Source organism: Pseudarthrobacter sp. L19, from assembly GCF_050859435.1.
GTDB lineage: Bacteria > Actinomycetota > Actinomycetes > Actinomycetales > Micrococcaceae > Arthrobacter.
Genome location: NZ_CP193935.1, coordinates 1,348,095 through 1,369,538, shown reverse-complemented (window position 1 = coordinate 1,369,538; position 21,444 = coordinate 1,348,095). Strand labels below are relative to the sequence as shown.

20 protein-coding genes and 1 pseudogene are annotated in these 21,444 nt (G+C 71.0%); 8 read left to right on the top strand and 13 right to left on the bottom strand.

Going from position 1 to position 21,444, the window contains the following annotated elements:
* Window position 1: 1 nt before the first annotated feature.
* The 10 genes from ACRQ5B_RS06430 to ACRQ5B_RS06385 form a co-directional block, all read right to left on the bottom strand.
* A complete protein-coding gene (locus ACRQ5B_RS06430) occupies window positions 2-661 on the bottom strand; it encodes a 3-oxoacid CoA-transferase subunit A (RefSeq protein WP_432398051.1) in 660 nt (219 codons plus the stop codon).
* A 3-nt stretch (window positions 662-664) separates the two neighbouring features.
* Window positions 665-1,888, bottom strand: a complete 1,224-nt coding sequence (locus tag ACRQ5B_RS06425; protein WP_432398048.1) for a thiolase family protein — start codon at window positions 1,886-1,888, stop codon at window positions 665-667.
* Window positions 1,881-2,339, bottom strand: a complete 459-nt coding sequence (pcaC, locus tag ACRQ5B_RS06420) for a 4-carboxymuconolactone decarboxylase (RefSeq protein WP_432398045.1) — start codon at window positions 2,337-2,339, stop codon at window positions 1,881-1,883. The genes ACRQ5B_RS06425 and pcaC overlap by 8 nt, the downstream gene beginning before the upstream one ends.
* Before the next feature lie 11 nt (window positions 2,340-2,350).
* Window positions 2,351-3,169, bottom strand: a complete 819-nt coding sequence (locus ACRQ5B_RS06415) for an alpha/beta fold hydrolase (protein WP_432398043.1) — start codon at window positions 3,167-3,169, stop codon at window positions 2,351-2,353.
* Window positions 3,162-4,634, bottom strand: a complete 1,473-nt coding sequence (locus ACRQ5B_RS06410) for a lyase family protein (RefSeq protein ID WP_432398041.1) — start codon at window positions 4,632-4,634, stop codon at window positions 3,162-3,164. The genes ACRQ5B_RS06415 and ACRQ5B_RS06410 overlap by 8 nt, the downstream gene beginning before the upstream one ends.
* A complete protein-coding gene (gene pcaG / locus ACRQ5B_RS06405) occupies window positions 4,631-5,215 on the bottom strand; it encodes a protocatechuate 3,4-dioxygenase subunit alpha (RefSeq protein ID WP_432398039.1) in 585 nt (194 codons plus the stop codon). The genes ACRQ5B_RS06410 and pcaG overlap by 4 nt, the downstream gene beginning before the upstream one ends.
* Window positions 5,208-6,107: a protocatechuate 3,4-dioxygenase subunit beta gene (gene pcaH, locus ACRQ5B_RS06400; protein WP_412884371.1), complete on the bottom strand. Its 900-nt coding sequence runs from the start codon at window positions 6,105-6,107 to the stop codon at window positions 5,208-5,210. Before pcaH ends, pcaG begins: the two co-directional genes overlap by 8 nt.
* 69 nt (window positions 6,108-6,176) lie before the next feature.
* On the bottom strand, window positions 6,177-8,099 hold the full coding sequence (locus ACRQ5B_RS06395; RefSeq protein WP_432398036.1) for a bifunctional sugar phosphate isomerase/epimerase/4-hydroxyphenylpyruvate dioxygenase family protein: 1,923 nt from the start codon (window positions 8,097-8,099) through the stop codon (window positions 6,177-6,179).
* Window positions 8,099-8,980, bottom strand: coding sequence for a shikimate dehydrogenase (locus ACRQ5B_RS06390; RefSeq protein ID WP_432398034.1), 882 nt, complete (start codon window positions 8,978-8,980; stop codon window positions 8,099-8,101). Before ACRQ5B_RS06390 ends, ACRQ5B_RS06395 begins: the two co-directional genes overlap by 1 nt.
* 124 nt (window positions 8,981-9,104) lie before the next feature.
* Complete coding sequence (locus tag ACRQ5B_RS06385) at window positions 9,105-9,953, bottom strand: IclR family transcriptional regulator (RefSeq protein ID WP_432398032.1); 849 nt, start codon at window positions 9,951-9,953, stop codon at window positions 9,105-9,107.
* A gap of 226 nt (window positions 9,954-10,179) precedes the next feature.
* Between ACRQ5B_RS06385 and ACRQ5B_RS06380 the strand changes: the two genes are divergently transcribed.
* Complete coding sequence (locus tag ACRQ5B_RS06380; protein WP_432398031.1) at window positions 10,180-11,499, top strand: MFS transporter; 1,320 nt, start codon at window positions 10,180-10,182, stop codon at window positions 11,497-11,499.
* A gap of 137 nt (window positions 11,500-11,636) precedes the next feature.
* Here the strand turns inward: ACRQ5B_RS06380 and ACRQ5B_RS06375 are convergent, their stop codons facing one another.
* On the bottom strand, window positions 11,637-12,704 hold the full coding sequence (locus ACRQ5B_RS06375; RefSeq protein WP_432398029.1) for an ATP-dependent DNA ligase: 1,068 nt from the start codon (window positions 12,702-12,704) through the stop codon (window positions 11,637-11,639).
* Between the two features lie 226 nt (window positions 12,705-12,930).
* On the opposite strand from ACRQ5B_RS06375, the gene ACRQ5B_RS06370 reads away from it, so the two are divergent.
* Complete coding sequence (locus tag ACRQ5B_RS06370) at window positions 12,931-13,080, top strand: hypothetical protein (RefSeq protein WP_432398027.1); 150 nt, start codon at window positions 12,931-12,933, stop codon at window positions 13,078-13,080.
* A 56-nt stretch (window positions 13,081-13,136) separates the two neighbouring features.
* Here the strand turns inward: ACRQ5B_RS06370 and ACRQ5B_RS06365 are convergent, their stop codons facing one another.
* Window positions 13,137-13,910: a DUF1932 domain-containing protein gene (locus ACRQ5B_RS06365; protein WP_432398025.1), complete on the bottom strand. Its 774-nt coding sequence runs from the start codon at window positions 13,908-13,910 to the stop codon at window positions 13,137-13,139.
* 92 nt (window positions 13,911-14,002) lie between these two features.
* On the opposite strand from ACRQ5B_RS06365, the gene ACRQ5B_RS06360 reads away from it, so the two are divergent.
* Window positions 14,003-14,689: a GntR family transcriptional regulator gene (locus ACRQ5B_RS06360; protein WP_432398023.1), complete on the top strand. Its 687-nt coding sequence runs from the start codon at window positions 14,003-14,005 to the stop codon at window positions 14,687-14,689.
* A gap of 3 nt (window positions 14,690-14,692) precedes the next feature.
* On the opposite strand, the gene ligM is transcribed toward ACRQ5B_RS06360, so the two are convergent.
* Entirely contained in the window at window positions 14,693-16,102 is a 1,410-nt protein-coding gene (gene ligM, locus ACRQ5B_RS06355) for a vanillate/3-O-methylgallate O-demethylase (RefSeq protein WP_432398021.1), read from the bottom strand.
* A gap of 115 nt (window positions 16,103-16,217) precedes the next feature.
* On the opposite strand from ligM, the gene ACRQ5B_RS06350 reads away from it, so the two are divergent.
* The 5 genes and pseudogenes from ACRQ5B_RS06350 to ACRQ5B_RS06330 all read left to right on the top strand — a co-directional run bounded on the left by ACRQ5B_RS06350 (window position 16,218) and on the right by ACRQ5B_RS06330 (window position 21,391).
* On the top strand, window positions 16,218-16,991 hold the full coding sequence (locus ACRQ5B_RS06350; protein WP_432398019.1) for a PIG-L deacetylase family protein: 774 nt from the start codon (window positions 16,218-16,220) through the stop codon (window positions 16,989-16,991).
* 29 nt (window positions 16,992-17,020) lie between these two features.
* A pseudogene (locus tag ACRQ5B_RS06345) lies at window positions 17,021-17,724 on the top strand (4-carboxy-4-hydroxy-2-oxoadipate aldolase/oxaloacetate decarboxylase).
* Entirely contained in the window at window positions 17,717-18,796 is a 1,080-nt protein-coding gene (locus ACRQ5B_RS06340) for a 4-oxalomesaconate tautomerase (protein WP_432398018.1), read from the top strand. The pseudogene ACRQ5B_RS06345 and the gene ACRQ5B_RS06340 overlap by 8 nt, the downstream one beginning before the upstream one ends.
* Before the next feature lie 28 nt (window positions 18,797-18,824).
* Complete coding sequence (locus ACRQ5B_RS06335; RefSeq protein WP_432398017.1) at window positions 18,825-19,802, top strand: VOC family protein; 978 nt, start codon at window positions 18,825-18,827, stop codon at window positions 19,800-19,802.
* Window positions 19,803-19,897: 95 nt separating this feature from the next.
* Window positions 19,898-21,391 (top strand): aldehyde dehydrogenase family protein, encoded by a 1,494-nt coding sequence (locus ACRQ5B_RS06330; RefSeq protein ID WP_432398015.1) that lies wholly within the window; start codon window positions 19,898-19,900, stop codon window positions 21,389-21,391.
* The last annotated feature ends 53 nt before the right edge of the window (window positions 21,392-21,444 follow it).

The following is a 21,444-nucleotide window of genomic DNA, read 5'->3' as shown; positions in this document are numbered from 1 at the left end:
CTCAGGCCACCTTCACAATGCTGTTGACGTAGATTCCGGGCGTGACGACGTTTTCCGGGTCGAGGCTGCCGGTGGGGACGACGTCGGAGACCTGGACGATGGTGTGCTTCGCCGCCGCGGCCATGATGGGGCCGAAGTTCCGGGCGGTCTTGCGGTAAACCAGGTTGCCCTTGCCGTCGGCGGTGAGGGCCTTGATCAGGGCGACGTCGGCGTGGATAGGCGTCTCGAAGACCTGCCATTTGCCGTCCAGGAACCGGGTTTCCTTGCCCTCGGCGAGCATGGTGCCGTAGCCGGTGGGGGTGAAGAAGCCGCCGATCCCGGCCCCGGCGGCCCGGATCCTTTCGGCCAGGTTGCCCTGCGGGACCAGCTCCAGTTCGATTTCCCCGGCCCGGTACTTTTCGTCGAAGTGCCAGGAGTCGGACTGGCGGGGGAAGGAGCAGATCATCTTCCGCACCCGGCCCTCCTTGATCAGCAGCGCCAGGCCCTGGTCCGCCTGGCCGGCGTTGTTGTTCACCACCGTGAGGCCGGTGGCGCCGCCGTCGAGCAGGGCGTCGATGAGTTCGAAAGGCTGGCCTGCGTTGCCGAAGCCGCCGATCATCACCGTGGACCCGTCCCGGATACCGGCAACGGCCTCGGCCACCGTGTCTACGAAGTTCAGCATGGCTCAGGCCTTTCCGTTGCTGGTGCCGGCGGTGACGTTTTCGAGGACGACGGCGAGGCCCTGCCCGACGCCGATGCAGATCGCGGCGACGCCCCAGCGTTCGCCGGACGCCTGCAGGGAGCGGGCCAGGGTGCCCAGCAGCCGGCCGCCTGAGGCGCCCAGCGGGTGGCCCATGGCGATCGCCCCGCCGTGGCGGTTCACGATCGCGGGATCGATGCCCCAGCCGTTGATGCAGGCCAGGGACTGCGCGGCGAAGGCCTCGTTGAGCTCGACGGCGCCCACCTGGTCCCAGCCGATCCCGGCCTTCGCGAGGGCTTTGTTGGCCGCCTCGACGGGGGCGTAGCCGAAGTACTGCGGGTCGTTGGCGTGGGCGCCGCGGCCGGCGATCCGGGCCAGCGGATCGAGGCCCAGCAGCCCGGCGGCGGCCTCGCTGCCCAGCCACGCCGCGGAAGCCCCGTCGGAGAGCGGGGAGGCGTTCCCGGCGGTGATGGTGCCGCCGTCGGGCCAGTCCGCCTCGGCGCGGAACACCGTCTTCAATCCCGCGAGCTTTTCCGCGCTGGACCCGGGGCGGATGCCCTCGTCCCGCGTCAGGTCGGTGCCCGGCACGGCGGTGACGAGGGAATCGTAGAAGCCCTCGTCCCAGGCGGCGGCGGCCAGGTTGTGCGAGGCGGCCGAGAACTCATCCTGGGCTTCCCGGGTGACGCCGTACTTCTCGCGGAGCCGCTCGGTGGCTTCGCCGAGGGAGATGGACCAGTCCGGGTGCATCCGCTTGTTCACCAGGCGCCAGCCCAGGGTGGTGGACACCAGGGTCATGTCCCCGGCCGGGTAGGGCTTCTCGGTCTTGGGCAGCACCCACGGCGCCCGGGACATCGACTCGACGCCGCCGGTGAGCACCAGGTCCGCGTCGCCGGTGGCGATCTGCCGGGAGGCGATGATCGCCGCGTCCAGCGAGGACCCGCAGAGCCGGTTGACCGTGGTCCCCGGGACGCCGACGGGAAGCCCGGCCAGCAGGGTGCCCATCCGGGCGACGTTGCGGTTTTCCTCGCCGGCGCCGTTGGCGTTGCCGAAGACCACCTCGTCGATCCGCTCCGGGTCCAGGCCGGGGGCCCGGCGGACGGCCTCGCCGATCACGTGCGCGGCCAGGTCATCCGGGCGCACTCCGGCCAGGCCGCCGCCGAATTTGCCGAACGGGGTCCGTACGGCGTCGTACAGAAAAGCCTCAGTCATGGTTCTTGTCCACTTCGGTCTCGTCGATGGTGCGGAACACCTGCTGGGCGGTCTTGAAGGCGGTGTTGGCCGACGGGACCCCGCAGTAGATGGCCGTCTGCAGCAGGATTTCCTTGATCTCGTCCCGGGTCAGGCCGTTCGTCAGGGCCGCCCGGATGTGCATGGCGAGCTCTTCCCAATGCCCGTGCGCCACCATCGCGGTGATGGTCACGGCGGAGCGCATCGGCCGGCTGAGTCCGGGCCGGGTCCAGATGCCGCCCCAGGCGATCCGGGTGATCATGTCCTGGAAGTCTTCGGTGAAGTCGTCCTTGGCGGCGTTGGCCCGGTCCACATGGGCGTCGCCGAGCACCTCGCGCCGGACCTTCATGCCGCCGTCGTAGATCTCGCGGCTGGTGGCCTCCGGCCGGACGACTCCGTACCGCTCCGGGCCGCTACGTTCTTTGTCGTTCACTGTCCGGTCGTTCATTGTCCGGTCCCGTTCGACTCGGCCCAGGTGATGAGGGTGCGCAGCAGTTCGGCGACGTGGCCGGGGGCCTCGAAGGGTGCCAGGTGCGCCACGCCGGCCAGGGTGGCGGCATTCGCGGTGCCGCCCCCGGCGGTGATCCCGGCGACGATCTCCTGCGCGAGCGACGGCGGCGCCACCGCATCCAACTCCCCGGCGAGGGCCTGGGTGGGCACGCTGATTTGGCCGAGCTCACCGCGGACGTCGTACCCGGCCAGGGCCTCGCAGCAGTACGCGTAGCTGAACCGGTCCGCGTCGCGGAGGGTGTGCAGCAGGCGGCTGCTGCGCTCGGGTTCGTGCTCCATGAAGCCCGGGGCGAACCAGCGCTGGGCGGACCCCTCTATCATCACCGGGGTGCCCTGGTTCCGGACGGTCTCCGCGCGCTCCAGCCAGCCCTCGGGGGTGCCGATCTTGGCGCCGCTGCACTGCACGGAGAGGCTCTTGAGCCGGGCTCCGTGCGTGATGGCCAGCTGCAGCCCGGTGGCCCCGCCGAGGGAGACGCCGGCGTAGTGGAAGCGGGTGCCGGGGGCGATCGAGTCCACCAGGTCGACGACGGCGTCGGCCAGGTCTGCCACCGTGAACGGTTCCGTGGCGGCCGGGGAGACTCCGTGGCCGGGGAGGTCCCAGGCGACGACGTCGAACGCGTCGCCGAGGAGGCCGCCGGCCTGGCTCCAGAGCAGGGTGGAGGTCCCCAGCGAGGGCCCCACCACCAGCAGGGGCCGGTCGCCGAGCTCGCGCTGCGGGGACAGCAGGACGGCCTTGAGGCTGGGTCTAGTCATCGGAAACACCTTTCTGGGGAGCCGGGTCCGTGAAACCGGGACGGGCGTCGAGCAGCCGGCGGATGATTTCGCCGGACTGGCCGAGGTAGTTTGCGGGGTCGAGCACTTCCGCGAACCGTTCGTCGGTGAGGGCGTCGGCGGGGACTGCCTCCCGCAGCAACGAGCGGTAGGTGGCACCCCGCTCGGCGGCGGGCGCCTCCAGGGTGCGGTCCACCACCTCCTGCAACCGGGCACGCCCGCCATCCCCCAGCAGGGGTGCGACGGCGGCGCCGACGGCTTCGGAGAGCAGCAGCGGCCCGAAGAGGTCCAGGTTGCGGCGCATGGCGTCCGGGTGGGCCTGCAGTCCGGCGGTGAGCTCGCGCAGCTGGCCGGCGGCGCCGAGGGCGAGCCGGAGCAGGGAGCGCAGCGCGGGCCATTCGGCGTGCCAGGCGCCGTCGGCCCGTTCGTCGTTAAAGCTGGCCGCGGCCAGGTGCAGCTGGGCGGCCAGCGCGGGCGCCTGCAGCGCGGCGCTGCGGACCAGGACCGAGAAGACGGGGTTCTGCTTGTGCGGCATCGCCGAGGAGCCACCGCGTCCGGGAGCCACGGGTTCGGACAGCTCGGCTACCTCCGGACGGCTGAGGAACAGCACGTCCCCGGCGATCTTGCCCGCGGCGTCCGTGACCGCGGTGAGGGCGTCGCCCAGCGCCGTGACCGCGAGCCGGTTGGTGTGCCAGGGGGCCGCTACCGGGGCCAGGCCGAGGCTGGCGGCCAGCCGGTCGGAGAGCTCGAACGGGGTGACGGCGGGGGCGGCGTCGGTGCCGGCGGAGCCGGAGGCGTCTGCAGAACCGGCCAGCGCGGTGCCGGCCGCCAGGGTGCCGGCGGCGCCCCCGGTCTGCACCGGAAACGTGAGGGCCTCAAGGCGCGAGGCGGCGTCGGCGAGGCCGGCGAACCACTGCGCGGCCCGGAGACCGAAGCTGTACGGCAGGGAATGCTGGGTCAGGCTGCGGCCCACGCAGACGGTGTCCCGGTGGCGTTCGGCGAGCCCGGCCAGCGCCGCCGTCGATTCCCGCACCTCCGCCAGGAGTTCGGCGACGGCGTCGGAGGCCAGCAGCATCAGGGCCGAGTCCAGCACGTCCTGGCTGGTCAGGGACGCGTGCACCGCGGCGGACGCCCCGAGGCCCTCCGTGTCCAGGTTCTTGACCTGGGCCCGGAGGTCGGCCAGCAGCGGGATGACCGGGTTCGCCCCGCCCTGGGCGCGGACCGCGATCCCGGCGAGGTCGTAGCGGTCCACGTCCGCGGCCGCCGCAACGACCGCGGCGGACCCGGCGGGCGCCAGGGAAGCCTCCTCGAGGACCCCGGCCCAGGCGGCCTCGACCCGCAGGATGGCGGCAAGGACGGCGCGGTCGCCGGTCAGCGCCGTCACCCGAGGGGCGGCCGAGACCGGGCTGAGCAGGCCGAAGTCGCCGTCGGGAAGGGCGGCCGTCACGGTGCGGTGCCCTCACCCTCGGAGCCGGCCTCGAAGTCGAGGAACACCGTCTCGTCGCCGCCCTGCAGCCGGATGTCCCAGCGCAGGCCGCCGTCGGCCTCGCGCCGGGCGATCAGGGTGCGGCGGCGCTCCGGGTCCAGGGCGGACAGCAGCGGGTCGTTGGCCAGGGCATCCTCGTTCTCCGGCAGGTACACGCGGGTGAAGAGCCGGTTCATCAGGCCGCGGGCGAAGACCACCACGGAGATGAACGGCGCCGCGCCCGGGGCGGTGGGGCCGGGGTTGACGGTGGTGAACGTGAAGACGCCCGTGTTGCCGACGGCGCAGCGGCCGAAGCCGGTGAAGGTGTATCCGTCGCGGACCAATGAGCCGGGGTGCTGCGGGACCTTGCCCTCGGCGTCGGCCTGCCAGATCTCCAGGATGGCGTCCGGAACCGTGTGACCGGCGCCGTCGTACACCGTGCCCTGCAGCCGGATGCTGCCGGGGGTGGCGGGCGGCAGGAGTTCGCGGTCCTTGGCGTAGGGCAGCGCGTAGCCGTAGAACGGGCCGACCGTCTGGCCGGGCGTGGGGGTCAACTTACTCATGCTGGTCGCCTTCCGCGCCGAGGGCCTCGTTTTCGGTCCAGGTCCGCTTGGACCCGGTCAGGACGATGTCCCAGTTGTAGGCCAGCGCCCACTCGGGCTTGGTCTGGTCGTGGTTGTAGGTGGCCACCAGGCGGTCCCGGGCGTCCTGGTCCACGATCGACTGGTAGATCGGGTCCAGGGCGAAGAGCGGGTCGCCGGGGAAGTACATCTGCGTGACGATGCGCTGGGTGAACTCGTGGCCGAAGAGCGAGAAGTGGATGTGCGCGGGGCGCCAGGCGTTCAGGTGGTTCTTCCACGGGTAAGCGCCGGGCTTGATGGTGGTGAAGCTGTAGGAGCCGTCCGCGCCGGTGATGCAGCGGCCGACGCCGGTGAAGTTCGGGTCCAGCGGGGCGGGGTGCTGGTCCCGCTTATGGATGTAGCGGCCGGAGGAGTTCGCCTGCCAGATCTCCACCAGCTGGCCGGCCACCGGGCGGCCGTCGCCGTCGAGGACCCGGCCGGAGACGATGATCCGTTCGCCCAGGGGCTCGCCGTTGTGCTGGATGGTCAGGTCCGACTCCAGCGCGTGCACGTCCATGTGCCCGAACGCCGGTGAGTACAGCTCGATGGTCTCCGGGTCCGCGTGGTGCAGGCTCTTCGTCGGGTGCCGGAGGATGCTGCTGCGGTACGGCGGGTAGTCCAGCCGCGGCTGGATTTCCGCGGCGGCGCCGTTCGCACGGGCCTGGGCATACGCGGCGCCGAGGGCCTGCATCTCGTCGCTGAGGATCTGCTGGGATTCGGCGGCGGTGTCCAGGGCGGGTACGGCCGGCTGGGCCGGGGTCTGGGGCGCTGCGTCGGACACGTCTTCGGTGAGCGGGTCCGCGTTGAACGTCTCGCGGTTGATCTCTTCAGGCACTGCAGCCTCCTTTCGTGGTGCTGGATCGGTGGTGCTCGGATGATGGTCGGGTCAGGCTGTCTGTTGCGGTCAGGAAGTGCGGGTCAGCTGGTGCCGGTGGTCGTACTGGACGGCGTGGCGGACCGGCGCGTTGGGGGCACCATACCCGTCGTAGCGGCCGCGGCGTTCGACCATTTCAAAGAACACGCTGCCCACGGTGGCGGTGTAGAAGTGCAGAAACTCGCCGTCGCCGTCGCGGTCGTAGAGCAGGTTCAGCTCGCGCAGGGTGGCGAGGAACTCCGGGTTCAGGTCGAAGCGGGCGTCCAGGTCCTCGTAGTAGTTGGCCGGGATGCGCAGGAAGTCCAGGCCCCGGTCCCGGGCGGCGCGGGCGGTGGCCACCAGGTCATCGACGGCCACCGCGATGTGCTCCTGGTAGGTCCGGCGCGGCGTGTAGGCCCCGCCGGCCGGCTCCGTGGAACCCTCCTGCTGGTGCAGCGGGGCGAGGTTGAGCACCAGCCGGACGCCCCGGTCGCCCGTGGCCATGACCTGCGAGCGGACCAGCCCGGTGGGGCTGGCCACCTCGGCATAGGGCTGGGGCTGGAGCGCCAGCGCGCTGGTGTAGAAGAGGACGGCCTCGTCGAAGTGCTGCCAGGGCTGGGCCAGGTTGACGTGGTCAATCACGGCCCTCGCGCCGTCGGCCTCCCCGCCCGTGGCGGGCCCCGCGTGGCCGGGGCCGAACTCGTCCACCCACGCGGCCGTGCCGTCCGGGCTGCCCTGGCAGAGGAAGATCTCGGTGGAGTCCGGCGCGGCGAAGCCCTGGAAAACCTCCTCGTCCGCGCGGCTGGTGCGCGGCACGGCGGGGGCCTTCAACTGCCGGGCGCGGGCCGCGGCAAGCACGGGCGAGTCGACGTCGAAGCCAACGGCGGCGATGGCAGTTTCCGCCGGGGCCGGGGCGTCCTCGTTGATGATGATCCGGGCCTGGCCGAGGGTCCAGAGCTGGACATTCTTGCTGCGGTGCCGGCCGTTGAAGCCGAAGCCGAGCTGGCCCAGCAGGCTCTCCAGCGCGGCGGTGTCCGTGGCGCGGACCTCGGCGAAGTTGAACCCGGCGGGTTCGGCCACCCGCGGCAGCGTGGCCAGCTCCATCGGGTGCCGGCGCGGGGCGGGCCGGCCGGCGGCGGCGCCGGGCGCGTTCCCGGTGAGCCACTTGGCGCTCTGTTCCTCGAGCCAGATCAGGGAGCGCATCGCGTCCACGGCGGTGCGTTCGACGTCGGACTGGCGGAAGACGTCGTTGAAGACCTCGAGCGAGACCGGTCCCGCGTACCCGGCGCGGACCACGTGGCCCATGAACTTGGCCAGCTCGAACTGCCCCTCGCCCGGAAAGACGCGGTGGTGCCGGCTCCAGGACAGCACGTCCATGGACAGCTTGGGGGCGTCAGCAACCTGGACGAAGAAGATCTTCTCCGGGTCGAACGCCTCGATCGGTGCGGTGTCCCAGTCGCGGGAGAGGATGTGGAAGGAATCCAGGCAGGTGCCCAGGTTCGGGTGGTCCACGCGGGCCACCAGGCGGTGGGCGTGCTCGTAGTCGTTGACGTAGCGGCCCCAGGCGAGGGCCTCGTACGCCACCCGCACCCCATGCTCCCCGGCCAGCTCCGCGAGCCGGGCCAGCTGTTCGGCGCGGAGATCGTCGTCGTCGATCGAGGCGGTGGCCACGTTGGAGCAGACCAGCATGGTGTCCATGCCCAGGCGGGACATCAGCCGGAACTTGGCCTCGGCGCGGCGGAGGTTGCCGGCCAGCAGCTCCTCGGGAACGCTGTCGAAGTCGCGGAACGGCTGATACAGGTCCAGAGTCAATCCCAGGTCCGCGGCCATGGCGCGGATGTCCTCCGGGCTCAGCGGCGAGGTCACCAGGTCCTGTTCGAAGATCTCGATCCCGTCGAAGCCGGCGATAGCGCAGGCCTGCATCTTCTCCCGCAGGGTGCCGGAGAGGCAGACGGTGGCGATTCCGGTGCGCATCAGGCGGCCACCTCCTCGGCGGCGACGAGTTCCAGGAAGTGGCCGCGCATCCGGGCCGCGTCAGGTTCCCGGCCGGTGAAGATGCGGAACGCGTCGGCGGCCTGGCCCACGGCCATCCGGCCGCCGTCGAGGACCTCGCAGCCGCGTTCCCGCGCCACCCGGACCAGCTCGGTCTCGATTGGCCGGTAGACGATGTCCGCCACCCAGTGCCGGGATTCCAGCAGCGCGGCGTCCAGCGGCAGTCCCGGGTGGGCGGCCATGCCCACCGGGGTGCAGTGGACCAGCCCGTCGGCGCGGGGCATCAGGGCCGGCAGCTCCGCCGTCGTCCGTGCCGTGACCGTGGCGCCGGGGAAGAGGACGGCCAGCTCGGCGGCGCGGGCCGCGCACCGGGCGGGGTCGGTGTCCACCAGGTCCAGTTCACGGACGCCGGCGGTGAGCAGGGCGTAGGCGACGGCGGAGCCGGCGCCGCCGGCGCCGAGCTGGACCACGCGGTCCAGGGTGGCGTCGGGGAGCCCGTCGGCCAGGGCCGCGGCAAAGCCGGAGCAGTCGGTGTTGTGGCCGGTCAGCCGGCCGTCCCGGATGGTGACGGTGTTGACCGCGCCGAGCCGGCGGGCGTCCGGGGTGAGGTCGTCGAGGTGCTCGATGACCAGCTGCTTGCAGGGGTGGGTGATGTTCAGGCCGTTGAAACCGAGCCGCGCGGCGCCGGTGAGGAGATCACCGACGGCGGTGCCGGGCAGGCCGAGTTCGATCAGGTCGATGGGCCGGTACAGGTAGCGCAGGCCCTGCTCATCGCCCTCCCGTTCGTGCATGGGCGGCGTGAGCGAGGGCGTCACGCCATCACCCACGAGGCCTATGAGGAAGGACTCCGCTCGGTTGCTCATCCGTGTAGCTCCTTTGACAACGGCACCCTCTCCGCCGCACCGCTCGGGGCGGCGGGGAAAGTGATAGGGGTAACAGTACTGCAAGTGTTCACATAATGCACTTGTGTTCTTATAGCGAACTTATTTATTGCTGCGGCAGCCTGGCGGAGAGTTCCGCGGCCGCCGCCTGCAGCAGGGGCACCAACGCCACGAGGGCCTCCATGCTCATCCGGAAGACGGGCACGGCGGTGGCCAGGGAGGCGAAGGCGTGGCCCTGGGAGTTGAAGACGGGGACGGCGACGGCGCGCATGCCCAGCTCGTTCTCCTCGTCCATGGTGGCGTAGCCGCGGGCCCGGACCTGCTCGATCTCGGCGCGGAAATCCCCGCGGTCCGTGATGGAGCGCTCCGTCAGGGGATCGAGCGGGAGTTCCTCCAGCAGCCGGCTCCGGGTGGCGTCATCGGCGAAGGCTACCAGCGCCTTCCCCACGGAGGTGGTGTGCAGCGCTCCCAGATGGCCGGGGTCCGAGGTGACGCGGAAGGTCTGCGGGCCGTCCACCTTGTTCACCGTGAGGTGGTGATTGCCGTCCCGCACGGAGAGGATGGTGGCCTCCCCGGTCTCCTCGGTCACCCGGCGCAGGATGGGCAGCGAGGTACCGGCGAAGCCGTGGTGGTTCGAGACCCGCTGGCCCAGCTGGAACACCCGCAGGCCCAGGTGGTAGCGGCGGCCGTCCGGCTCGTAATCGACGAAACCGTCCCGGGTCAGCGAGCCCAGCAGCCGGTAGGTGGTGCTGAACGGCAGCTCCGCGCGGCGGGAGAGCTCGGCGGCACTGGCGCCGCGGGGTTCATCACCGAGCAGGACCAGCAGCCCGAGGGCCTTACCGACCATGTCGGTGCGGGAGCCGGAGCCGGATTCGGCGGCCTCCGGGGCGGATCCATCCTTGGGTCCGGCTCCGGACTGATCGGCGGCCGGCATTGTGTCCTGGTTCACACTCATGGCTCGATGTTCTCACATTGTGAGAGCTATTGCTAGATGGTGAATATTTTCCTTGACAAGTGATCTGCCCCACAGCCATGCTTGCTACATCACGCAAGTAGCTCCCACCATGCGGCTACTTCACAGGGTCCACTCCAGGTCAATCGGCTGCCGCATCCGGGAAGCCAGCGGCCGGCACGGCCCCCGAGATCCATCCCCGACAATGCCGTCACCCCGAAGGAACACCATGAGCCAGACTCTCCCGACTACGACGCCGGGCACCGCCGCTCCGGCGGGCACGCCGAAGAAGGCGGCCCTCGCCAGCTTCCTCGGCAGCGCCGTCGAGTACTACGACTTCTTCATCTTCGGTTCCGCCGCCGCCCTGATCTTCCCGAAGGTCTTCTTCCCGGACGCGGACACCAACGCCGCCATCATGTCCTTCGCGACCTTCGGCTTCGCGTACATCGCCCGCCCGGTGGGCGCCATCATCCTGGGCCACTTCGGCGACCGGGTGGGCCGCCGCAAGGTCCTCATGTTCACGCTGGTGCTGATGGGCGCCTCCACCTTCGTCATCGGCTGCCTGCCGGACTTCAAGACGGTCGGCTGGTGGGCACCGGTGCTGCTGGTGATCGCCCGGCTCTGCCAGGGCCTCTCCGCCGCCGGCGAGCAGGCCGGCGCCTCCTCCATGACGCTCGAGCACGCCCCGGACAACCGCCGCTCCTTCTTCACCTCCTGGACCCTCACCGGCACCCAGGGCGGCCAGATCCTCGCGGCCCTCGTCTTCATCCCCGTCCTCGCCCTGCCGGACGAGGTCAAGTACGGCATCGGCTGGCGCATCCCGTTCTGGCTCAGCGCCGTCGTCGTCGTGGTCGCGTTCTTCATCCGCCGCACCCTGCACGAGCCGCCCGCCTTCGAGGAAGCCCAGAAGAGCGCCCAGATTTCCAAGATCCCGGTGGCCGACCTGCTCAAGCACCACTGGCGTGACGTGCTGCGCGTCGTGGCCTGCGCCTTCATCGCCGCCGTCTCCACCGTCTTCGGCACCCTGGCCATCAGCTACGCCAAGACCGTCGCCAACGTGGACGGCACCGTGACCCTCTGGCTGGTGGTCGGCGCGAACCTGGTGGCCCTGGGCACCCAGCCGCTGTTCGGCAAGCTCGCTGACCGGATCGGCCGGAAGCCCGTCTTCATCTACGGCGCGCTCTCCAGCGCAGTGCTGACCCCGGTGTTCCTGCTCAGCCTCGAATCCGGCTCCATCCCGCTGATGTTCCTGGCCGCGATCGGCTTCTTCTCCTTCGGCTACGCCGCCTCGAACGCCGTCTGGCCCTCCTTCTACGCCGAGATGTTCAGCACCAAGGTCCGTTTCTCCGGCCTGGCGATCGGCACCCAGCTGGGCTTCCTGATGGCCGGCTTCGCCCCGGCGATCGTGGCCGCGATGGGCGGCATCAAGGCCGGCGGCTGGGTCCAGATCACCATCTTCACCGCCATCATCTGCGTCATCGCCGCGGCCTCCGCGCTGACCGCCAAGGAGACCTTCAAGGTCCCCACCAAGGAGCTCGGCCTCCGCTGAGCCCCCTCTGTTTGAAAGGCCAGGGCGGACGTTCCCGCCCGGTTACAACCCGAAAGGCCCGGTGTGTTCACGGAACACGCCGGGCCTTCCGGCGTGCCGGGACCTGAAGGCGGCAGTAACCGGGAAGGAGCGTACGCCTAGCGGCCGGCGCCCAGCACGTCGGCCAGGTCGTAGCTGACCGGCTCCTCCAGCTGGGCGTAGGTGCAGGACCGGGGGTCCCGGTCCGGCCGCCACCGCACGAACTGGGTGGTGTGCCGGAACCTGGGCCCTTCCATGTGGTCGTATTTGACCTCCAGCACCCGCTCCGGCCGCAGCGGCACGAAGCTGAGGTCCTTGCTGCCGCTCCACCGGCTGCCCTCGGCGTTGCGCGGGGTGCGGGTGCCATCCTCCTGCCGGTCCCAGGCCCAGGGGTGGTCGGCGAAGTCCGTGACCAGGGGCTGGAGTTCCTCGAAGAGTTCCTTCCGGCGCTGCATCGGGAAGGCACCCACCACGCCGACACTGGCCAGCACGCCGTCGCCGTCGTAGAGGCCCAACAGCAGCGAGCCCACCCGGTCCGGCCCCGAGGTGTGCACCCGGTAGCCGGCCAGGACGCAGTCCGCGGTGCGCTGGTGCTTGACCTTGAACATGGTCCGCTTGTCCGGCTGGTAGACCGAGTCCAGGGCCTTGGCCACGATCCCGTCCAGGCCGGCGCCCTCGAACTGGTTGAACCAGCGCTCCGCGGTGTCCCGGTCCCGGGTCGCGGCCGTGACGTGCACCGGCGCGCTGCTGGCGGCCAGCGCGCGTTCCAGTGCCTCGCGGCGTTCCGCGAACGGCCGGCCGGTGAAGTCCTCGCCGTCCAGGGCCAGCAGGTCGAAGGCGACGAAGCTGGCGGGTGTCTGCCCGGCCAGCAGCGTGACGCGGCTGGCCGCGGGGTGGATCCGTTGCTGCAGCGCGTCGAAGTCCAGCCGGTCCCCCGCCACCAGGACCACCTCCCCGTCCAGCACGCAGCGCGGCGGCAGGTTCCGCTTCAGGGCCTCGACCAGCTCCGGGAAGTACCGGGTCAACGGTTTGCCGTTGCGGCTGCCGATCTCCACCTCGTCCCCGTCGCGGAAAATGATGGAGCGGAAACCGTCCCACTTGGGTTCGAAGCTCAGCTCCCCCTCGGGGAGGGCGGGGACGGCCTTGGCCAGCATCGGCGCGACCGGAGGCATCAGGGGCAGGTCCATGCGCCCATTCTTGCCTGCACCCGGCCCGGCGTCGAGAACTAACCCGTTCCTTACCGCACCGAAACGCGGCGGCAACAATGGCCGCCCACACTGGAAGTGCCCGCAGGTCCAGGCATCAGCTCCAGTCCGGGAGGCCCGCCATGTTGAAGGAAGCCGCAGCGCACGTTGTCCGTATCCGCAGCCTCGAGCAGGTGCGGAGGGGGACGAGATCGAGGCCCGCCTGCGGGTGGGACCGAACTACGACGACGTCGTCATCCGCCGCGGGTGCGTGCAGGAGACGGCCCCGGGAATCGGCGTCGTCTGGATCCTGGACCGGCAGAGCGGCATGCGCAAGGCCGTCAACGCCGACGAATGCACCCTGTGGCGCGTCGCCTGAGCCTGATACTCAACCGTCGCCTCAGCAGGAGATCCGCCCCCGGCCGGCGGGCGTAGTCAGTCAGGACTGTCCCCGGCCAGCAGGTGCAGCCATTCGATGGTGCCGTCGGTGACCGGGTGCGGCACGCCGAGGCTGTCGAGGAAGGCCCGCGCCTCGCGCATCTCAGCCTCGCGCCGCACCGCGTGGACCGGCGTCCCCGCCAGCAGCCGCGACACCAGCGCAGGGCCGGCGGGGCCCAGCTCCGCGGCGATCTGGCCGGTCAACCACTCCTCGGCACCCACGGCCCGGGCCGCCGTCACCGCCTCGATCAGTCCGGCCGCGAGGCCCTTCATGAACACGCTGCGCAACAGCTTCAATCCGGCGGCCACCCCCGCCTCGCCGCCCGCGCCGGCCGCCGGGATGCCCCAGCCCGCCAGTACCGGCAGCAGCGCCTCCGTGCCGGTGCCGCTCAGCATCAGCGGTGTGGCCAGCCGCGCGCGGGCCACGGGGGCCAGGACGGCGACGTCGACGAAGGCGGCCCGGCCGTCCCGGGCCGCCAGGGCCTGCCGCCGCTTGGCCTCCGGGCCTGCGGTGTTCAGGTCCGCGTAGAGGGCATCCGGGCCCAGGGCCGGCAACGCCTGGCCCAGAACCTCCGCCGCGGCGGCCCCGCCCACCAGGCTGAGGACCACGGACGCGCCGCGCACCGCCTCCGCCACGGACGCGGCCCGGAGCACCCCCGGCGGGGTCGCGGCCACCCGGGGGTCGACGCCGGTGACGGCCACGCCCAGCCCGGCGAGGTCCCCGGCATAGATACTTCCGGCTTCCCCCAGGCCGAGTACTGCGACGCGCATGCGGACCCACCCCTTCGATGCTTCTAAGATTGTAGACAATATGGTCCCGGATCCGGGGTCTGCCGCAGTCCGATTCCGGGGGTTGAGTTCATATGGCACCAGCAGCTGAGAGTCCCGCCCTGGCAGGCCGGACCGCCGAGGCCGTGACGGCCGCGGACACCCGGGTGACGGACCTGATCCGCGGCGCGATCATCCGCGGCGAGTACGCCCCCAACCAGCGGCTGATCGAGGCCGACCTGAGCGGGGCCTTCGCCGCCAGCCGGGCCACGGTCCGGACCGCGCTGCTGGAGCTGGCCGGCGAAGGACTGGTGGAACGGCTGCCCAACCGCGGCTCCCGGGTGCGTGCCATCTCGGTGGAGGAGGCGATCGAGATCCTGGAGGTGCGGATCGGCGTCGAGGGCCTGTGCGCCGCGAAGACCGCCGCCGCGCTCAGCGACCGGGACGCCGCCGAACTGCTGGACCTCCGGGCCAGGATGATCGAGTCCGTCGCCGAGGGTGACCTGGTGGAGTACTCCCGGCTGAACCTCTCGCTGGACAACCGGATCCGGGAACTGAGCCACCACACGATCGCCGCTGAGGTCCTGGCCCGGCTGCACGCCCAGAGCGTCCGGCACCAGTTCAAGCTCTCCTCCCGGCCGCAGCGGGCCAAGGTCTCCGTGCTGGAGCACGCCGCGATCATCGACGCCGTCGTCGCCCGGGATCCGGACGCCGCCGAGCAGGCGGTGCGCAGCCACCTGCTCAGCGTCATCGCGGCCCTCCGCGAGCTCCCGGTGGCCTGACCCCTATCGGGCGGCGCCGGCGGTGCGCCAGCCGCCGTGGTACTCGGTCCGGGCCGTCACGGCGTAGGGCACCGGGCTGACGACGGCGCGCACGCTGAGCTGCTCGTGCGGTTCCACGGTGGTCTTGCGGGAGCCACCGCCGGGTTCACCCCAGATCACCCTGACCTCCGTGCCGGCCTCGACGTTGGCATCCACGGTGGCCAGGGACAGTCCCCGGCGTTCGTTGGCCGAGACGCCGGTGAAGAGCGAGAGCCCCACCGGGGTGCCGTCCGCGTCCACCACGGAGTCGTAGTTGGAGGAGCCGTAGTTGGCGTTGGGGAGGTCGAAGAACTGGTAGCCGGGGGTGTCCCGGTCCAGGAACGAGGCCCAGATCTTCGCCAGGTCCTCGTCGTTCCAGGCCAGGGTGACCTTGCGCCGCTGGGACGCCGGGTCGATCCGTTCCAGGGCATCGCGGCCGATGAAGTCGTGGTCGAACTTCACGAAGGAGCCGTAGCCGAGTTCCCAGGGGGTCAGGTAGTAGTCCTCGATGCTGTCCGAGACGAACGATCCGGCCAGGGCGTTGGTGGCCTCGTAACTGGCGGCCGGCAGCCACTGCCGGTAGGCGCGTTCGGCGTCGCTGCTGTAGATCGCCGGCAGCGGCGACGGGATCCAGCCGGACTCCAGGGTGTTGGAGGAGTAGGCCCGGGATCCGCAGGGTTCGATGCCGAACTCCGCGCCGGCTTCCAGCACCGCGTCGCGGATCCTGCCGTGCTGGGCGTAGGGTCCCCAGATTTCCAGGCCCGGGGCGCCGGCCATGCCGTGGCGCAGGGTGCGGACGTGCTGCCCGGCGATCTCCAGCTGCCCCATGTGGAAGAACCTGACCTGTTCCAGCGTGCCGCCGTTGAGCTTTTCGATGATCTGCCAGGCGTTCGGGCCCTGGATCTGGAACCGGTAGTACTCGCGCTGGACGGCCTGGCCGTAGGGCCGGGACGGGGACCGGTCGTCGTAGCGGCATTCGACGTCGTAGCCGCCGGTCTCGGCGTGGAACTGCAGCCAGTTCGCCGCGGGCGCCCGGCCGACGTAGACGAATTCGTTCTCCGCCTGGTGGAAGAGGATGCCGTCGCCGATCACTCCGCCGTTGGAGGCGGTGGGGACGAACTGTTTGGCGGTGTTGACCGGGAAGTTGGCGAAGCTGTTGATGCCGGTGTCCGAGAGGAGCCTCAGCGCGTCCGGGCCGGTGATGAAGAAGTTCACCATGTGGTGGGACTGGTCGTAGAGGACGGCGGTCTCCCGCCAGGCCCGCTGCTCGCGCCGCCAGTTGGTGAACTCCGCCGGCACCACCGGGTAGATGTAGGTGCCGAGCTGGGAGTTGCGGAGGTGCTCCACGGTGTTGCCGGCCGCGTCGAGGACATCCTGCAGGGACTTCTGGGCCATCGGTTATCTCCTTTGATAGCGGGCCGCAACCGTGGCCGCGATCGCCGTACGGATCTGGAATCAGGATTGCTAACAAAATTGTATGGGATGTATTGACCGGTCTGCCAGAGCGTGGTTGTCTGGCACTGTCCGCGGAGCGAACCGGAGAGGACCGAGACATGGGCATGCCAGGAACGGTGCTGGTGGTCAGCGCGCACGCCGGGGATTTCGTCTGGCGGGCCGGGGGCGCGATCGCCGCCGCCACCGCCCGGGGGACCGCGCCGTCGTCGTCTGCCTCTCCTACGGTGAACGCGGCGAGTCCGCCAGCCAGTGGCTCGCCGGCAAGTCGCTCGAGGAGATCAAGGAGTTGCGCCGGTCCGAGGCGGAGGCCGCGGCGGCCGCACTCGGCGCCGAGATCGAGTTCCTGGACGCCGGCGACTACCCGCTGCAGCCCAGCCGCGAACTGCTGGACACTCTGGTGCGGATTTACCGCCGGATCCAGCCCACCGTGGTGCTGACCCACCCTCTGCTGGACCCCTACAACGGGGACCATCCGGCGGCGGCCCGGCTGGCGATCGAGGCCCGGATCCTGGCCCAGGCGATCGGCTACGACGCCCCCGGCGAGGTGCTCGGGGCACCTCCGGTGTTCTTCTTCGAGCCGCACCAGCCGGAGCAGTGCGACTTCAAGCCCGACGTCCTGCTGGACATCACCGCGGCGTTTCCGGCCAAGGAACGCGCCATGAAATGCCTTCCGGCCCAGCAGCACATGTGGGAGTACTACAGCTCGCTGGCCGTCCGCCGCGGCGTCCAGGTCAAGCGCAACGCCGGGCCGAACCTCGGGCTGCCGGTGGACACCCGCGGCGAGGCCTACATGCGCTACTACCCCCAGGTCACCGATGTCCTGGCCTGAAGCACCGCGGGAATGAGAGGGGTGGCGGCATGAGGACCGTCGTGGTCACCGGGATCGAACGGGCCGACGCCGGCGTGGCGGACCGGCTCGGGGCGCACGGGGTCGCCACCGTGCACGAGGCCATGGGCCGCACGGGGCTCCTCGGCCCGGGCCTTCGCCCCATCCAGGACGGCGAACGGATCGCGGGCACGGCCGTGACCGTGCTCTGCTGGCCCGGCGACAACCTGATGATCCACGCCGCCGTCGAACAGTGCCGCGAGGGCGACATCCTGGTGGTGACCACCACCTCCCCTCCCTCGACGGGTCCTTCGGCGAACTCTTCGCCACGGCGCTGCGGCACCGCGGGGTCCGCGGGCTGGTAACCACCGGCGGGGTCAGGGACGTGGCCGAGCTGCGGGCCCTGGGCTTCCCGGCCTGGGCCGCGGCCGTCAACGCCCAGGGCACGGTGAAGGCCACGGCCGGTTCGGTGAACGTCCCGGTCGCCATCGGCGGCACCGTGGTGCGCCCGGGTGACGTGATCATCGCCGACGACGACGGCGTGCTGTGCGTTCCGCGGGCGGAGGCTGCGGAGGCGCTGCGGGCCGCCGACGCACGGGCGGCCAAGGAGGCCGACTCACGCGCCGACTACTCCACCGGCGGGCTGAGCCTGGACCGCAATAAGCTGCGCGGCCTCCTCGACGGGCTCGGCGTCCGGTATATAACCGCTGCGGAATATGAGTCCGGGGATGGCTGAGACCGAGGGCATTCCGTGCCTGCTGATGCGCGGCGGCACCTCGAAGGGCGCCTACTTCCTGGCCTCCGACCTGCCCGCCGGCCCGAAGGAGCGGGACGCCCTGCTGCTGCGGATCATGGGCAGTCCCGACCCCCGGCAGATTGACGGCCTCGGCGGGGCGCACCCGCTGACCAGCAAGGTGGCCGTGGTGTCCCCCTCCCCGGACGGGGACGCGGACGTGGATTACCTGTTTCTGCAGGTCGGCTTGGACGAGGCGGTGGTCAGCAGCCGGCAGAACTGCGGCAACCTGCTGGCGGGCGTGGGCCCCTTCGCCGTGGAACGCGGCCTGGTGCGCGCCGGCGAAGGGAATACCGAGGTCCGGATCCGGATGCTCAACACCGGCAGCTTCGCCACCGCCGCCTTCCCCACCCCGGGCGGGCGGCCGGAGTACGACGGCGGCCTGGCGATCGACGGCGTCCCCGGCACCGCGGCGCCGGTCCGGCTGAACTTCGAGGGCACCGCCGGCTCCTCCACCGGGGCGCTGTTCCCCACCGGGCGGGTGCTGGACACCGTGGACGGCATGGCGGTGACCTGCGTGGACAACGGGATGCCGAGCGTGCTGCTGCGCGCCGCGGACCTGGGCCTGGCCGGCGACGAATCCCCGGCGGAGCTCGAGGCGGACACCGCGCTGGCGGACCGGCTGGCCGGACTGCGAAAGAACGCCGCCGCGCTGATGGGAATGGGTGATGTCAGTACGGCGACGGTGCCAAAAATGGTGCTGCTCTCCCCGGCCCGGAACGGCGGCGCAGTCACCACCCGCAGTTTCCTGCCGGTGCGGGTGCACACCTCCATCGGGGTGCTCGGCGCGCTGACCGTGGCGGCCGGGATCCTGGCGGACGGGTCCGTGGGCCACGGCCTGGCCGCCCTGCCCGGTCCCGGCGAGCCATGCCGGATCGAGCACCCGACCGGGCATTTCGACGTCGAGGTGGGCCTGGCCGAGGGCCTGGACGGGGTCACCGTGACCCGCTCGGCTGCGCTGCGCACCGCCCGCAAGATCTTCGACGGGCGCGTCTTCCCGCGCCCCCGGCCCTGACCACCACCGCTACGAGAGGACTGCCCCCGTGACCGAGTACACCTCGTTCGACGTCGCCCACCTGGGGAATGTGGAGCTGCTGACCCCCACCTTCGAGAAGAGCCTGTGGTTCTTCCGCGACCTGCTGGCCATGCGCGTCGTCGCCGAGGCTTCAGGGGACGCCGGCGGCGGCCGGTCCGTGTACCTGCGCACCTGGGACGAATACCAGCTCTACACAATCAAGCTCACCGAATCCGCCGACGCGGGCGTGGGCCGCACCTCCTTCCGGGCCAGCAGCCAGGCCGCGCTGGAACGCCGGGTCGCCGCGATCGAGGCCATGGGCCTGGGGACCGGCTGGGTGGACGGGGAGGTGGGGACGGGACCGACCTACATGTTCCGGGACCCCGACGGGCACAGCATGGCCCTCTACTACGAGACCGAGCGCTACGTCGCCACCGACGACAGGCCGGCCCTGAAGAACCAGGCCTCGGCCTTCCCCGGCCGCGGCGTCAACGCGCGGCGGCTGGACCACATCAACTACCTGGCCAAGGACGTGGTGGCCAACGGCGAGTTCGTGGCGCACGCCCTCTGCGGCCGGGAAAGCGAGCGGATCAAGCTCGACGACGGCGGCTACGCGGCCTGGTGGTTCCACTTCAACAACAAGTCCTACGACGTGGTCTACTCCGACGACTGGCTGAAGCACGGCAACCGGCTGCACCACGTCGCGTTCGCCCCGGACACCCGCGAGGACATCCTCAAGGCCGCGGACATCTTCCTGGAGAACGGCATCCACATCGAGTCCGGCCCGCACAAGCACGCCATCAACCAGACCTTCTTCCTCTACGTCTGGGAGCCCGGCGGAAACCGGATCGAATTCGCGAATGCCGGCGCCCGGCTCCTGTTGGATCCCGACTCCCCGGTGGTGGAATGGACCCAGGAGGAGCGCAAGAAGGGCCAGGCCTGGGGCATGAAGACCATCGAAACCTTCCACACCCACGGCACCCCGAACGTGTCCGCCGACGCCTGACCCACACCCGGAACCCACGCAATCCAGACCAACACCCCCTAACAACAGCCCCCAGCAAGACAGCACAGCAAGACAGCACAGAGAGGTGCGCCGCCATGACCAGTACCACCGACACCGCCGCCCCGGTCACCACCGGCCTCTACATCGGGGGCCGGGAACGCCAGGCCGGGCAGACCCTGGAGATCGCCGACCCCGGCAGGCCGGGCGCCGTTGTCGGGCACGCCGCCGCGGCCTCCGCCGCCGACGTCGACGACGCCGTGGCCGCCGCGAAGGCCGCCTTCCCGGCCTGGGCGGCACTGACCGCGGAGCAGCGCGCCGACGCGATGCGCGCCGCACTCGAGGGGATCGCCGAACACCGCGACGAGGACGCCGCCGTGCTCTCCCGGGAGAACGGCAAGATCCGGATGGAGGCCTGGGTGGACTCGCTGGTCTTCGAGATCCGCTGGAACCTGGCCCTGGCCCTCGCGGCGGAGGTGAACGCCACCAAGGTCCTGCCGCCGGCGCCGGGCATCCCCGTCTCCACCACCGTCGCCTACCAGCCGCTCGGCGTGGTGACCGTGATCGTGCCGTTCAACTGGCCCATCGCCATCCTCGCGGCCTCGCTCCCGCACGCGCTGCTGGCCGGGAACACCGCCATCGTGAAGCCGCCGCCCACGGCGCCGCTGGCCACCACCCGGGTGGTGCAGCGGATCGCGGAGAAGCTGCCACCGGGCGTACTCAACGTCGTCACCGGCAAGGACGCGGAGATGTCCGCCCTGATCAGCAGCCCGGACGTCGCCAAGGTCTGCTTCACCGGCAGCGTCGGCGGCGGCAAGCGGATCATGGAGATGGCCTCCAAGGCGCTGACCCGGGTGACGCTGGAACTGGGCGGCAACGACGCCGCCGTCATCCTCGCCGACGCCGTCCTGGACGACACCCACCTGGACCGGCTGTACGCCGCCATCTTCGACACCACCGGCCAGATCTGCATGAACGCCAAGCGCATCTACGTCCACCGCTCACGGCTGGACGAGGTGGTCGACGGGCTCGCCGCCCGGCTGGAGCGGGCCGTGATCGGCTACGGCCTGGACGAGGGCACCACCATGGGGCCGCTGCACTCCCCCGCGCAGAAGGAGTTCGTGGCCGGGCTGATCGAGGAGGCCAGGGCCGCCGGGGCGGAGGTCCGCGAATACGGCACCCTGCCGGAGGGCCCGGAGCTGCGCGGCGGGAACTTCCTCCGCCCGGCGCTGGTGATCGACCCGGATCCGTCCCTGCGGGTGGTGACCGAGGAGCAGTTCGGCCCGGTCATCCCGATACTGCCCTTCGACACCGAAGACGAGGCGGTGGAAGCCGCCAACGCCACCTGGGCCGGCCTCTGCGGCTCCGTCTGGACCGCCGACACCGCAACCGCCAACCGGGTGGGTGCCCGGCTGGTCTGCGGCTACGTCTGGGTCAACGACCACGGCGCCACCCGGCTGGACCTGCGCGCCCCGTTCGGCGGCATGAAACAGTCCGGGATGGGCCGCGAGCAGGGCATCGAGGGAGTCCGGGCATTCCAGGACACCCGGTCCATCGCACACCTGCAGCCGGAGGACGCTGCCGGGAGTTAATTACCTATAGACAGTCCCTATGCACATAGGTAAAGTCGGCCGTGGGTGCACCG

What these genes read in the sequence shown, in the direction of transcription:
- ACRQ5B_RS06430 (WP_432398051.1), bottom strand. Translation starts at nt 661, where the DNA reads ATGCTGAACTTCGTAGACACGGTGGCCGAGGCCGTTGCCGGTATCCGG.
- ACRQ5B_RS06390 (WP_432398034.1), bottom strand. Translation starts at nt 8,980, where the DNA reads ATGAGCAACCGAGCGGAGTCCTTCCTCATAGGCCTCGTGGGTGATGGC.
- ACRQ5B_RS06385 (WP_432398032.1), bottom strand. Translation starts at nt 9,953, where the DNA reads ATGAGTGTGAACCAGGACACAATGCCGGCCGCCGATCAGTCCGGAGCC.
- ACRQ5B_RS06330 (WP_432398015.1), top strand. Translation starts at nt 19,898, where the DNA reads ATGACCAGTACCACCGACACCGCCGCCCCGGTCACCACCGGCCTCTAC.
- ACRQ5B_RS06375 (WP_432398029.1), bottom strand. Translation starts at nt 12,704, where the DNA reads ATGGACCTGCCCCTGATGCCTCCGGTCGCGCCGATGCTGGCCAAGGCC.
- ACRQ5B_RS06395 (WP_432398036.1), bottom strand. Translation starts at nt 8,099, where the DNA reads ATGCGCACCGGAATCGCCACCGTCTGCCTCTCCGGCACCCTGCGGGAG.
- ACRQ5B_RS06365 (WP_432398025.1), bottom strand. Translation starts at nt 13,910, where the DNA reads ATGCGCGTCGCAGTACTCGGCCTGGGGGAAGCCGGAAGTATCTATGCC.
- ACRQ5B_RS06380 (WP_432398031.1), top strand. Translation starts at nt 10,180, where the DNA reads ATGAGCCAGACTCTCCCGACTACGACGCCGGGCACCGCCGCTCCGGCG.
- ACRQ5B_RS06360 (WP_432398023.1), top strand. Translation starts at nt 14,003, where the DNA reads ATGGCACCAGCAGCTGAGAGTCCCGCCCTGGCAGGCCGGACCGCCGAG.
- ligM (WP_432398021.1), bottom strand. Translation starts at nt 16,102, where the DNA reads ATGGCCCAGAAGTCCCTGCAGGATGTCCTCGACGCGGCCGGCAACACC.
- pcaG (WP_432398039.1), bottom strand. Translation starts at nt 5,215, where the DNA reads ATGAGTAAGTTGACCCCCACGCCCGGCCAGACGGTCGGCCCGTTCTAC.
- ACRQ5B_RS06425 (WP_432398048.1), bottom strand. Translation starts at nt 1,888, where the DNA reads ATGACTGAGGCTTTTCTGTACGACGCCGTACGGACCCCGTTCGGCAAA.
- ACRQ5B_RS06415 (WP_432398043.1), bottom strand. Translation starts at nt 3,169, where the DNA reads ATGACTAGACCCAGCCTCAAGGCCGTCCTGCTGTCCCCGCAGCGCGAG.
- ACRQ5B_RS06340 (WP_432398018.1), top strand. Translation starts at nt 17,717, where the DNA reads ATGGCTGAGACCGAGGGCATTCCGTGCCTGCTGATGCGCGGCGGCACC.